Genomic DNA, 12,674 nt, shown 5'->3' with positions numbered 1-12,674 from the left:
TATCAAGAATGAAGAAATACTTAGTATCAATAACATTGATGATCTTAGCTGTCTGTGCACAAGCACAGCAGCGTCCGGTCATGTCCACATACATGTTTAACGGACTTGCTTTGAACCCAGCTTATGCCGGAAGTCTGAACATACTCAGCGCAGGCTTCATCCATAGGAAACAATGGATCAATGTAGATGGAGCCCCTACTTCTAACATATTATCCGTCCATAGCTCATTTTATGGCAATCAGATTGGGCTAGGATTACAAGCTTCCAGAGATGTGATAGGTGTACATGAAGAGTCAGCCATGTATGTGAGTGGAGCTTATAAGATTAAAACTGGAGTAGGAATTCTTGCCATGGGTTTATCAGGTGGATTTGATAATCGTCGATCTGACTTTAGCCAGCTTAACGTGATTAATGAAGATGATGAACTACTCACCGGAACACCAACACGATTCACACCTAATTTCGGTACAGGTATTTATTTCGCAAATCCTAAAATGTATGTCGGTCTTTCTGTTCCGTACATTTTAGAGAATAGCCTATATCAAGTTCAAGCCGATGGTACTACTTCTGAAGCAAGAGAAAGCAGGTATTATTATGCTACAGGTGGTGTTGTTTTAGACATTAATAGAAATATAAAATTCAGTCCTTCTGCCCTATTTAGATACCAAGAGCAGAGCAGAGTTGGTTGGGATCTCAATGCAACCATCATTTTTGATGGGATCGCATATGCAGGAGTCTCATACCGAAGTGGAGATGCTTTGGTTTTCCTAACTCAGCTTATTCTAAATGAGAATTTTAGATTGGGGTATGCTTATGACGCAACAGTTAATGCATTGAATAGCGAATCACGTGGTACACACGAAATACTACTTAATTATCGAATTAAACTTAGAAACTACAAGAAGGACCCTCAATGTCCGGTTTATTTCTGATTGTCTTTACTTAAATCTGTAAGTAACGCATTAATTAAAGAAAGTAACAAGCTGAATATTAATGCCCACCAAAAGCCATCCACCTGAAAACCAGGTACGATAGAACTTGTAATAAGAATAATCAGCGCATTTATAACTAACAAAAACAATCCAAACGTCACGACCGTAATTGGAATGGTGAGTATCACCAAAAGAGGTTTTACAGTAGCATTAAGTAATGATAAAAGAACCGCAATGATCACGGCTGTTATAAAATCATCGATATAAACTCCCGGAAGTAGATAGGAAGCAATAATTACTGCCACAGAGGATAAAAGAATTTTTACTAATACATTCATAAATTATTGATTTTTAAACCAGCTAGCATACATCGTGTAATTACCAGCAATTCTACCCAACATTTCCTTATTCTCCTCATCCATACTTTTCAATTTTTTTCCTGGCACACCACCAAACACTGAATTCTCTTCCACCACAGTATTTGCTAGTACGACAGTCCCAGCGCCTATGATTGATCCTGATTTGATCACTGCATTGTCTAGAACGATGGCTCCAATTCCAATCAATACATTGTCCTCAATCGTGCATCCATGCACAACGGCATTGTGCCCGATAGAAACATTATTACCAATAGTAGTGCCCGCTTTTTCATAGGTTCCGTGAATCGTTACATTGTCCTGTATATTGGTATTATTTCCAATCCTGATGTAATTGACATCTCCTCTAAGAACTGCACTAAACCATATAGTACAATTATTGCCCATTTCTACTTCTCCTACAATGGTACTGTTTGGAGCAAACCAGCAATCATTACCAAATTTTGGAGCAAATCCCCTCACCTCTTGAATATGAGCCATATTTTTTCGGTTAAAGCTAAAAAAAATCATTACTAAATGTGCTGACAAAATGTCACAGCTTGTCATATCTTTGCGGAATGCAAGGACTGATAGCAGACATAGATTTACTAGAGGTAGAGAAAGATCAACCTGAATCATGTGAATTCAAGGTAACAGAGGAAAATGCTACTCAAACTCAGCGAAAACTTTACATAGAGAGTTACGGTTGCCAGATGAATTTCTCTGATAGCGAGATTGTAACTTCTATTCTTAAAAAGGAAGGTTTTGGCACCACCTCTTCCCCAGAGCATGCAGATGTAATTTTAATAAACACTTGCTCCATTCGTGAAAAAGCTGAGCAAACAGTTAGAAATAGACTGAACTACTTCAGGGGAATAAAGAAGCACAACAGGGAAGTTACCGTTGGTGTACTTGGCTGTATGGCCGAGCGATTAAAATCAAAACTTCTTGAAGAAGAAAAAATTGTAGACCTGGTATTGGGTCCGGATGCATACAGGGATTTACCGAAACTTGTCAAACAAGCAGAAGATGGAACAAAAGGGATTAACACCTTTTTGTCACGGGAAGAAACGTATGCTGATATCTCACCAGTCAGACTGAATAGTAATGGCGTATCAGCATTTATCTCCATCATGCGTGGATGTGACAACATGTGCTCTTTCTGTGTGGTGCCTTTTACCAGAGGTCGTGAGAGGAGTCGTGACCCCCACTCTATTGTACTAGAAGCACAAGATTTATTCGATAAAGGCTATAGAGAAGTTACCTTATTGGGTCAAAATGTAGATTCATATAAGTGGTCCGCTGAGGAGAATAACAAAGCCCGCCTGAACAAAAAGGATGATGTTTCAGAAGTGGTCAACTTTGCCAATCTCATTGAGATGGTCGCTAAAGTCCACCCTGATCTTAGAGTAAGATTCTCAACATCACACCCGAAGGATATTACAGATGAAGTACTTTATACCATGAAAAAGTATGAGAACATCTGCAATTACATCCACCTTCCGGCTCAAAGCGGAAATTCACGCGTATTAGAATTAATGAATCGCACCTATGACCGTGAGTGGTACATAAATCGTGTAGATGCAATTCGTAACATCCTTGGCCATGAATGTGGCATCAGTTCCGATATGATCGCTGGTTTTTGCTCAGAAACAGAGGAAGAACATAAGGACACTTTGTCTTTGATGGATTATGTGAAGTATGATTTCTCTTACATGTTCTTCTATTCGGAAAGACCTGGCACTTTAGCTGCCAAGAAGTATGAGGATGACATCCCACTCGAAGTGAAGAAAAGAAGACTTCAGGAAATCATTGATAAGCAAAGTGAAATTTCTCTGGAGCGTAATAAGCTGGACATTGGTAAACAATTTACAGTGCTGGTTGAGGGGACAAGCAAGAAATCAGATGACAAAATGAAAGGAAGGAACTCAGCAAATAAGGTCATTATTTTTGAAGGGGATGTTCCCAAAGGGTCTTACGTGACAGTAAAAGTTACTGATTGTACACCTGCAACATTATTTGGTGAATTAGTATGACATTTAAGATCGATTCAGAAGTTCAGTCTATAAAACAGCGATTCGAGATTGTTGGTAATTCCGACAAACTCAATAATGCCATACGTGTGGCCATGCAAGTGGCGCCTACTGACATGAGCGTTTTAATTACCGGTGAAAGTGGAGCTGGAAAAGAATCCTTTTCTAAAATAATTCATAGCTTATCTCATCGCAAGCATGGGCAATTTATTGCCATAAACTGTGGCGCAATACCTGAAGGAACCATTGATTCAGAACTATTCGGACATGAAAAAGGTGCTTTTACTGGCGCTACCGGCGATCGGAAAGGATACTTTGAGGTAACTAATAGTGGGACCATTTTCTTGGATGAAATTGGTGAAATGCCACAAAGCACTCAGGCCCGGCTTTTAAGAGTATTAGAGAATGGAGAATTTATAAAAGTAGGCTCATCAAAGGTTCAAAAAACCGATGTTCGGGTGATTGCTGCTACGAATGTCGATCTATTAACCGCTGTAAGCAAAGGAAAATTCAGAGAAGATTTATACTATCGACTGAGCACCGTGCCAATCTATGTTCCTGCCCTCAGAGAACGTGGTGACGATGTGGTGTTGCTATTCAAAAAGTTTGCATACGATTTTTCTGAAAATTACAAGACTGATCCGATCAAACTATCTGTTGATGCACAGGAATACCTTAAGTCACACAGGTTTCCAGGAAACATCCGACAGCTTAAAAATCTAGTTGAGCAGATAAGTGTTCTGAGTGTTGAACGGGAAATAAACCTCGATCAACTTCAGAAATATTTGCCCAGAACAGGAAGCAGTTTACCTGCATTGGTCAGCAAAGAAGAGACAAAAGATAATTTTTCAGAGCGAGACATCCTCTATAAGGTGTTGTTCGACATGAAATCCGACATGGCAGAATTGAAGAAATTGGTTTTCAAAATGTTGGATGGAAGCAACAATGATGAAGAAATCTTAAAAGATCATAAATCCTTATTCAAAAACATTGACTCTTCACATGCACAATTGGAGGAGTATAAAGAGGAAAAAGAAGATTCAAATGTTAAAGAGCCTACATTAGTAATTGCTTCAAATCAAGATGATTATGATTCTGAGGTTGAGGACATTACTCATGAAATGGAATTCGAAGACTCTCTTTCACTTGAGAAAAAGGAAAAAGAGTTGATTATCAAAGCTTTACGAAAAAACAATAATAAACGTAAATACGCCGCTGAAGACCTGGGTATTTCGGAACGAACTTTGTATAGGAAGATAAAACAATATGAACTTGAGGATCTTTAGCCTTCTTATACTCATTATTTCACTGGGCTTTGCAAGTGGATGTGGTGTGTACTCTTTTACCGGAGCTTCCATATCTCCCGATGTAAAGACCATCTCTATAGGTACATTTTACAACAATGCACCGTTAGGACCTTCCAATATGAGCGTGCTCTTTACTGAGAATATCAAAGACTATTTTCAACAAAACACCAGTCTGGATTTAGTAGATAACAATGGCGATCTTCAAATAGAAGGCTATATATCCAACTACACGATCACTCCTGTGGCTGCCACTGTAGGTGCCCAGGGTCAGGCTGATTTTTCCGCTTTATCTCGGATTACAATTACAATTTCAGCTTCTTATACCAACGTCAATGATCCAACTTTTGACTTTGATAGATCCTTTTCATTTTTCAAAGACTTTGACAACTCTGCAAATCTTGCTGCGCAGGAAGAAGCATTTGTTGAAGAGATATTTGACCAAATAGTGCTAGATATCTTCAATGCTTCCGTTGCAAATTGGTGATTTTGCTTAATTTTAGCTTGAACACCGTGATCATAACCTGTGAACAAAGCTGAATTAATAACTTGTCTAAGAGATCCGAGCAATCTATCTAGCTCACAATTGGACAAATTGGAGGAGATAGTCCAAGAGCACCCCTATTTCTTGAGTGGAAGGTTATTACTAGCCAAGGCCAGCAAGGAGCAGAATCACCCGGAAACAAAGAAAAGGATAGCTTCTGCAGCTATCTATTCTACCGACCGAATTTTGCTTAAAAAGTATCTCAGTGATAATCTGTTTTTCTTAAGTAAACCTTCAGAAACGGTAGCAGAACCAGCAAGCGAGGCAACTCCTACCAAAGAGCAACCTCAATCACAAATTGAAAAACCGGTACTTAAGGACAAACAACCACTAAAACCTGAAGACAAACCTTCAAAACCGGAGAAAGCAGATGCTCCAACTCTAAAGGAGGCAAAACAAGAAGAAAAAGCTCCAGATAGCACTAAAAATAAGCCCCTACCAAGAAAAGAATCAGCTCCTGCTCTCAAGAAAAAAGAAACAAAGCCTCAACCTGAGGTTCCCAATGTACCAAGTGGCGAGTTAGATTCAATTCTGGAAGAATTACAGCGTGACCTTGAAAACCTCAAGTCTTCAAGAGAGAAATTCACTAAAGTCCAGGAGCAGATTGAAGAAGATGACGCAGTTTCGGCTGCTTTGGAGAAAGCCACAGTTCCGGCTTCTAAAAAAGAAGAAAGTAAAAAAGAAGAAAGTAACCAGGAAGGAAGTAAACAGGAAGGAATAAAAGAGCCTGAGAAATCTATAGAACCACCAGAAGCTGAAGCGGCAGATGAAAGTAAACCTGAAACGGCTGATGAAAGTAAACCTGAAATGGTTGAAAGCAAAGAGGAAGCACCTCCATCAGGTGCCGATCTTGACACTAAACAACTTATTGCAGAAGCACAAAAGTCTGCAGATGAGGCAAGACGCGCAGCAGCTGAAATCACTAAGCAGGCATTAGAGGCAGCTAAAAAAGCCAAAGAAGAGGTAGCCCTTGAGGAAGAAACTGAGCTATCTGAGAAGGTGAAAGCTGAGAAACCATCAAAAGATAAAGCAGAAGATTCTAAGAAAGAAGATAAAACTGATGAGGCAGAGCCTCCAAAAGCCAAGGAAGAACCGACACAACCTAAAGAACCAGTAGAGGCTAAAAAAGAGGAGAAAGAGCCTGAAGATAAATCGAAAGAAAAGGCTCCTGCCAAGTCTGAGGATAAAAAGCCTGATGATGAAAAAGCAGACGATGATGCAAGAGCTGAGCGTGTCATTAAAGAACCCCGGTTTTCAAGATTTGAATTGAGAAGTTCATTTAAACCGCCTGAGGACTTTGATACCAGTTTTCTTGATGAGGATGATGATGTAAAAGAGACAAAGCCTGAGAAAAAAGAAGAAAAGCCAGCAGCGAAGGTGAAAGAAGAACAGCCTCCGCAAATTGAAGAGACTAAAGAAGAGAAATCATCAGAACCTGAAAAGGCAAAAGAAGAGAAACCGTCAGAAACTGCCAAAATCAAAGAAGAGGAAAAGCCTTCTTCAAAAGAAGTAGAGGAAAAACCCAAAGAAGAACCAGTAGAGTCTGTTAAAGAAGATTCTAAAGAATCAAAAGAGGAAAAGAAAACCGAAGATCAAGCTGAGGATAAAAAAGATTCTGGCGAAGAATCTGATGAAGAAAAAATCAGACTTCCTGATCTATCAAAAGCAAAAGAGGTAAAAAGGAAGAACCCACGACGGGTAAAGTCAATTAAAGAACCAGTTAGAAAAGAAACCAAAGCTCCTAAAGCTGACAAGAAAGAGGATAGCAAGGAAGACACTGAAGTTAAGAAGGAAGTAAAGAAAGAGCTGAAAAAGGAAGCTAAAGCCAAAACCACACAAACTAAATCGGAGAAAACGACCCCAGCGAAAAAGACGTCTGCGAAAAAAGAAAAGACAAAGAAAACGGCTAAAGAGAAAAGTACTGCAAAATCCAAGTCAACCAAAAAAGAAGAAAAAAAAGACGATGATAAGTCTGATCAAAAGGACCCACAAGAGATCATAGAAAAGTTTATCAAAGAGTCCCCTACCATTAAATACCAAAGAAAAGAGGATACTAAAACGGAGGACTTGGCAGAGAAAAGTGCCGCCTGGGATCCAAACTTAGCTTCAGAATACCTTGCTGAAATTTACCTTAACCAGGGAAATAAAAAACGTGCTATTGAAATCTATGAGGCATTAAGCTTGAAATATCCGGAAAAAAAATCTTACTTTGCGGACTTAATTTCAAAGATTGAATAGATGTACGGAATAATTGTAACTCTAATAGTAATTGTAGCTGTTTTATTGATCCTCGTAGTGTTAGCACAAAACCCTAAAGGTGGTGGGCTTTCAAGTCAATTTGGCGGATCAGGAACAACTCAGCTGATGGGTGTGAAAAAGACAGGAGATTTGTTGGAAAAGCTTACTTGGGGGTTTGCAATTGCTCTTTTAATTCTATCAGTTTCCACAAATTTCATTCAGCCGGATGTAAATCAGGATGTATTGAGCAGTCCAAACATTGACAATGCCCAGACTACTCAGCCTGTTATTCCTCAAGGTATTCAGCCTACAGATGCTGATGCATCAGGTTTGGAAGATCTAACTCAGGGAAGCGCAGCTAGCGAAACAGATACCACGGGAAATTAAGAAATTTCCCGTACCAGCATCCTTTTAGCCACTGGCAACACTGTCTCATTTAAAGGGAACCTTAATTTAGAAACCGCTAGATAAGTAGCAGGATTCGGTAGCTCTGTGAATTTCTTCGTAAGCCCTACCTTAATATTTTCATAAGTCTTCGTGAGATTCCTGATTTCATTCATGATGAACTTAGTCGTCATGCTACGATATTTTTCATCCGCATGCTCAAAAAATGTCATCTGATAACGATAGATGGAAACATCTTTTGATGAATCTTGATTGATAAACAAGTACCCCTCATCGGAATAAATAGGAGAAACCCCAACAGGCTCCAGATTGATTTGCTGCTCTACAAACTCATACAGCTCCTTCCCTTCCTCCAGCATGTCTTTCATTTTTGGAATAGCAAATGAAATAACCTCTTCGATTTGCTGCATGACTTCATCGTCATTGACAATCTTGTCATAGGTAAGTCTCAGCTTATTGAAATCAGCTTTAGACAAAGTCTCCGGGAAGTTATCATACATCAACTGCTTACTCTCCCTCACTTTGATCAAATTCCGGTAATGAAAGATTAAATCAGTCATGAAAGGATATAATTCAGATTGATTGAATCTTCTTCCCACATCCTTCAAATAAGCAAGTAAAACATACTTTTTGTACTCATAATCAATCAGGCCTTCAGTGAGCCAATCATGTCTTAAACTATCCATAGAATTTTCATTTAAATAAAGAAAAATTACTCCCGAAATGTCAGTTTGTCAAGAGAAAAACGTGCATTTAGAGGAAATTGTCATATCAGACTGTAAAATTGTCAGAATAAGCTACGAACGGGACTGACAAATCAGTATTGGCACATAAAATGTTATAACTGAATTCAAATCTGAAACAACTAAACATAAACGTTTAAAAACATGTCTAAAGTAAATTTCAAACCACTAGCTGACAGAGTTCTTGTAGAACCTGCTGCGGCCGAAGAAAAAACAGCATCTGGAATAATCATTCCTGATACTGCAAAAGAAAAACCTCAGAGAGGACAAATTGTCGCTATCGGTACTGGTAAGAAAGACGAACCAATCAACGTGAAAGTCGGAGACCAGGTATTGTATGGAAAGTATTCAGGAACTGAAATCACAATCGATGGTACAGAGTTCTTGATTATGAAAGAAGCTGACATTTACGGAATAGTATAATTAATCTAAAAACAGAAAATCAATAATAATCATGGCAAAAGATATATTCTTTAATACTGACGCAAGAGACAGCATTAAGAGAGGTGTTGACGTACTTGCTGACGCGGTTAAAGTAACACTTGGACCAAAAGGAAGAAACGTCATCCTGGACAAGAAATTCGGTGCACCTACTGTAACAAAAGACGGTGTTTCTGTAGCAAAAGAAATCGAGCTTAAGGAGCCAATCGAAAACATGGGCGCTCAGCTTGTGAAAGAAGTAGCTTCTAAAACTGCTGATGACGCTGGAGACGGTACTACTACAGCTACTGTATTGACTCAGTCAATATTTGGTCACGGAATCAAAAACGTAGCAGCTGGTGCTAACCCAATGGATCTTAAGAGAGGAATCGACAAAGCAGTAACTGTTGTTGTAGAAAACCTTAGATCACAGTCTAAAGACATCAAAACTTCTGAAGAGATCGCTCAGGTAGCTTCAGTATCTGCTAACAACGATCCAGAAATCGGTAAGATGATTGCTGACGCGATGGACAAAGTAGGTAAAGACGGTGTAATCACTGTAGAAGAAGCAAAAGGTACTGAAACTGAAGTGAAAACTGTAGAAGGTATGCAGTTTGACAGAGGATACCTTTCTCCTTACTTCGTGACTAACACTGACAAGATGGAAACTGAGTTGGAAAACCCATACATCTTGATCTACGACAAGAAAGTTTCTAACATGAAGGAACTTCTTCCTATCCTTGAAGCAACAGCTCAAACTGGCAAGCCATTGTTGATCATTGCTGAGGATGTAGAAGGTGAGGCACTTGCTACACTAGTAGTAAACAAAATCAGAGGGTCACTAAAAATTGCTGCTGTAAAAGCACCAGGTTTTGGAGACAGAAGAAAAGCAATGCTAGAGGATATCGCTATCCTTACTGGTGGTACAGTAATCTCTGAAGAAAGAGGCTACAAACTCGAGAACGCAACACTTGATTATTTAGGTACTGCTGATAAAATCAATATCGACAAGGACAACACGACCATCGTAAACGGTGCTGGTAAGAAAGAAGATATTGAGGCTAGAGTAAACCAAATCAAGCAGCAAATCGAGAACACGACTTCAGATTACGACAAAGAAAAGCTACAAGAAAGACTTGCTAAGCTTTCTGGCGGAGTTGCAATCCTATACATCGGTGCAGCTACTGAAGTAGAAATGAAAGAGAAGAAAGATCGAGTAGATGATGCCCTACACGCAACAAGAGCTGCTGTACAGGAAGGTATCGTAGCTGGTGGTGGTGTTGCATTGATCAGAGCAATGAAGGCTCTAGACGGTCTAACACTTGAAAACGAAGATCAGAATACAGGCGTAACGATCGTAAAAAATGCGATTCAGTCTCCGCTAAGAACGATTGTTGAAAACGCGGGTGGCGAAGCTTCTGTTGTAGTAAATGATGTATTGGCTGGTAAAGCTGATTACGGATTCAATGCTGCTACAGGCGAGTATGTGAACATGTTCAAAGCTGGTATCATCGATCCAACTAAAGTGACAAGATTAGCGCTTGAGAACGCTTCTTCTATCGCTTCTCTCCTATTGACTACCGAATGTGTAGTAGCTGAGGAGCCGGAGAAAGAAGGCGCAGCTGCAATGCCTCCAATGCCAGGTGGTGGTATGGGCGGCATGATGTAAGCACATCTAAGCTTATATAGATATAGAAAGCCTTTCCAATTTTGGAAGGGTTTTTTTTTGCGACCGTATCACTTACAATTTCCTGTATATCTGTTTAATTTATTTGGGCGCTCACCCCACAAGCCTTGGGCCCAGACCGGCGCTAAGCGGGCCGGGCCCTGAGTTATGAAATTCAGAAATCAAGACTGAGCCAGATACTCCCAGGGATCAAATGATTTCATATAGTCTTGCTCCACTACACCTTTGTGTATCAAGTGAGAATTATCAACCTCTACAAACAGTTTTAATTATATCAAACAGGTATATTTGAAAGACAGAGTCTGTCTAGCTTTAATTAATCTCTGAGAATAAATTCTATGAAAATATCAACTGATTTTCTGAAAACAATATGCCTTGTAATCATTGTTTCATCCTGCATTGAGAAACCTAACTTATCAGCTACTATTGAAGGTTTAAACAGCAACGATACAATCTACATTGATTACGCTCCTGTATCAACAATTCATGAAATAGATGAACCATTACGAGACACTATTTATTCAAAAGAAAATAGTTTTCAATTCAACAATCCATTAGACGAACCAATATTAGCATATTTCTTTCCTGAAAAGGGTGCATTTAAAAGAGCAGATGGATCACCATATCGTCCAACAGAAAAACACATATTCCTATTAGTCAGGCCAGAAGATAAAGTAACTGTTAGTGGATCGCTTAATAAATTCTACTTAGCGTACAGTGCCACAGGCTCACAATTTAATGAAGAGTATTCCAAACTAAGAGATAAGTATGTAACTCGAACTGCAGAGGCGGTGAAAATCGAATTAGAAATAGACTCATCATATGCTGCAAAAGTAGATTTTCAATCAATTAACGCACTTTTTAAGAAGAGAAATGAAATTTTTGAAATCCGTAGAAAATCTCAAGTTCAATACATCAAAGAGAATTTGAAAAGTGATTTATCAGCTTATTTGTTAGGAAGACAAAAACTTGACACTTTAGGCAAGTACTATGACAACCTGGATGAAGAAATTAAAAATGGGCTATTTAAAAATGCATTGGAAAAACAATTCAATCAGTATCAAAAATTTGTTAAAGCCAGGGAGGCAGAAATAAATATCGTTGAAGGTAAACCAGCTCCAGATTTTAGTTTGAAATCTACTGATGGAACAGATGTTAAATTAAGTTCAATCAATAAAAAATATACAATTATCGATTTTTGGGGAAGCTGGTGTCAACCATGCCTTGCAGGATTTCCAACAATGAAGAGTTATTACAGCAAATACAAAGACCAAATAGAGATTTTAGGAATTGCGTGCAATGACTCGGAAACAAAATGGAAAAAAGCTATTGAAGAACATCAGTTAGATTGGGAACATGTCATAAATAACGATGAACTAAGTAAGGATGTATCCGTCATGTACGGGATACAGAGTTATCCTACGAAAATAATACTGGATCAAAATCATATTATCATTGCAAAATTTGTTGGTGAGGGTGAAGATTTTTATCAAAAACTAGATGAGTTGCTTACTAACTAAGCCCCAGTATTCTTCATAGCACCATACGGTCACTTAGGTTGACAATTACTTACAAAAACAATTCTTTAGGTTTGAGCGAGATGCTCCCAGGTATCAAACGACATCATATAAAATGAAGCACTGGAATAAAAATAGACATGGGTTAAAGATTTGAGAGTAGCCTCCCGATCAACATTTTCTACTATTCTTCGTAACTTTGATATATGGATTGGCGAAAACATGTAACATCCGACAATAAAGTGCTTTTAGGCAAGCCAACAGTCAAAGGAACCAGAATTTCCGTTGAACACCTTATTGGTCTGCTTGCTCAAGGATGGACTGAACAGCAGATTCTTGAGAACTATCCTCGCTTAACAAATGAATCTTTACAAGCCGTATTCTCTTACATTCAGGACTGCATGAAAGACGGGCTTCTATATTCCAACGCCTAACTGACTAAACCATTGAAATTTCTTGCGAACGAGAATGTTCCAATTGCGAGTGTTAAATATT

Annotated in this window: 13 protein-coding genes; 10 read left to right on the top strand and 3 right to left on the bottom strand. The window is 38.8% G+C overall.

Going from position 1 to position 12,674, the window contains the following annotated elements; all coding sequences use genetic code 11:
* The first annotated feature begins 8 nt into the window (after window positions 1–8).
* On the top strand, window positions 9–932 hold the full coding sequence (locus tag ACOMC3_RS06760) for a type IX secretion system membrane protein PorP/SprF (protein ID WP_420318775.1): 924 nt from the start codon (window positions 9–11) through the stop codon (window positions 930–932).
* Here ACOMC3_RS06760 and ACOMC3_RS06755 read toward each other — a convergent pair.
* Both ACOMC3_RS06755 and ACOMC3_RS06750 read right to left on the bottom strand, forming a co-directional pair.
* Window positions 923–1,270, bottom strand: coding sequence for a phage holin family protein (locus ACOMC3_RS06755; protein ID WP_420318774.1), 348 nt, complete (start codon window positions 1,268–1,270; stop codon window positions 923–925). The genes ACOMC3_RS06760 and ACOMC3_RS06755 overlap by 10 nt on opposite strands.
* A 3-nt stretch (window positions 1,271–1,273) precedes the next feature.
* Entirely contained in the window at window positions 1,274–1,789 is a 516-nt protein-coding gene (locus ACOMC3_RS06750) for a gamma carbonic anhydrase family protein (protein ID WP_420318773.1), read from the bottom strand.
* A gap of 77 nt (window positions 1,790–1,866) precedes the next feature.
* On the opposite strand from ACOMC3_RS06750, the gene miaB reads away from it, so the two are divergent.
* The 5 genes from miaB (at window position 1,867) to secG (ending at window position 7,794) form a co-directional block, all read left to right on the top strand.
* Window positions 1,867–3,324, top strand: a complete 1,458-nt coding sequence (miaB, locus tag ACOMC3_RS06745; RefSeq protein ID WP_420318772.1) for a tRNA (N6-isopentenyl adenosine(37)-C2)-methylthiotransferase MiaB — start codon at window positions 1,867–1,869, stop codon at window positions 3,322–3,324.
* Window positions 3,321–4,607 carry a sigma-54 interaction domain-containing protein gene (locus tag ACOMC3_RS06740; protein ID WP_420318771.1) on the top strand — a complete coding sequence of 429 codons (1,287 nt, stop codon included), beginning with the start codon at window positions 3,321–3,323 and terminating at the stop codon, window positions 4,605–4,607. The genes miaB and ACOMC3_RS06740 overlap by 4 nt, the downstream gene beginning before the upstream one ends.
* Window positions 4,594–5,112 carry an LPS assembly lipoprotein LptE gene (gene lptE, locus ACOMC3_RS06735; RefSeq protein ID WP_420318770.1) on the top strand — a complete coding sequence of 173 codons (519 nt, stop codon included), beginning with the start codon at window positions 4,594–4,596 and terminating at the stop codon, window positions 5,110–5,112. The genes ACOMC3_RS06740 and lptE overlap by 14 nt, the downstream gene beginning before the upstream one ends.
* Before the next feature lie 108 nt (window positions 5,113–5,220).
* A complete protein-coding gene (locus ACOMC3_RS06730) occupies window positions 5,221–7,407 on the top strand; it encodes a hypothetical protein (protein WP_420318769.1) in 2,187 nt (728 codons plus the stop codon).
* On the top strand, window positions 7,408–7,794 hold the full coding sequence (secG, locus tag ACOMC3_RS06725) for a preprotein translocase subunit SecG (protein ID WP_420318768.1): 387 nt from the start codon (window positions 7,408–7,410) through the stop codon (window positions 7,792–7,794).
* Here secG and ACOMC3_RS06720 read toward each other — a convergent pair.
* Window positions 7,791–8,498 carry a hypothetical protein gene (locus ACOMC3_RS06720; protein ID WP_420318767.1) on the bottom strand — a complete coding sequence of 236 codons (708 nt, stop codon included), beginning with the start codon at window positions 8,496–8,498 and terminating at the stop codon, window positions 7,791–7,793. The two genes, secG and ACOMC3_RS06720, sit on opposite strands and share 4 nt — an antisense overlap.
* A gap of 201 nt (window positions 8,499–8,699) precedes the next feature.
* Here ACOMC3_RS06720 and ACOMC3_RS06715 point away from each other — a divergent pair, with 201 nt between their 5' ends.
* From ACOMC3_RS06715 to ACOMC3_RS06700, 4 genes are all read left to right on the top strand, one after another.
* Window positions 8,700–8,978 carry a co-chaperone GroES gene (locus ACOMC3_RS06715; RefSeq protein WP_420318766.1) on the top strand — a complete coding sequence of 93 codons (279 nt, stop codon included), beginning with the start codon at window positions 8,700–8,702 and terminating at the stop codon, window positions 8,976–8,978.
* Window positions 8,979–9,009: 31 nt separating this feature from the next.
* On the top strand, window positions 9,010–10,644 hold the full coding sequence (groL, locus tag ACOMC3_RS06710; protein ID WP_420318765.1) for a chaperonin GroEL: 1,635 nt from the start codon (window positions 9,010–9,012) through the stop codon (window positions 10,642–10,644).
* 356 nt (window positions 10,645–11,000) lie between these two features.
* Window positions 11,001–12,182, top strand: a complete 1,182-nt coding sequence (locus tag ACOMC3_RS06705; RefSeq protein ID WP_420318764.1) for a TlpA family protein disulfide reductase — start codon at window positions 11,001–11,003, stop codon at window positions 12,180–12,182.
* Between the two features lie 203 nt (window positions 12,183–12,385).
* Entirely contained in the window at window positions 12,386–12,613 is a 228-nt protein-coding gene (locus ACOMC3_RS06700) for a DUF433 domain-containing protein (RefSeq protein ID WP_420318763.1), read from the top strand.
* The last annotated feature ends 61 nt before the right edge of the window (window positions 12,614–12,674 follow it).

Origin of the sequence: Ekhidna sp. (assembly GCF_965212185.1) — a bacterium.
GTDB lineage: Bacteria > Bacteroidota > Bacteroidia > Cytophagales > Cyclobacteriaceae > Ekhidna.
The sequence above is the reverse complement of the archived record's forward strand: the minus strand, read 5'-3'. Positions and strand labels throughout refer to the sequence as shown.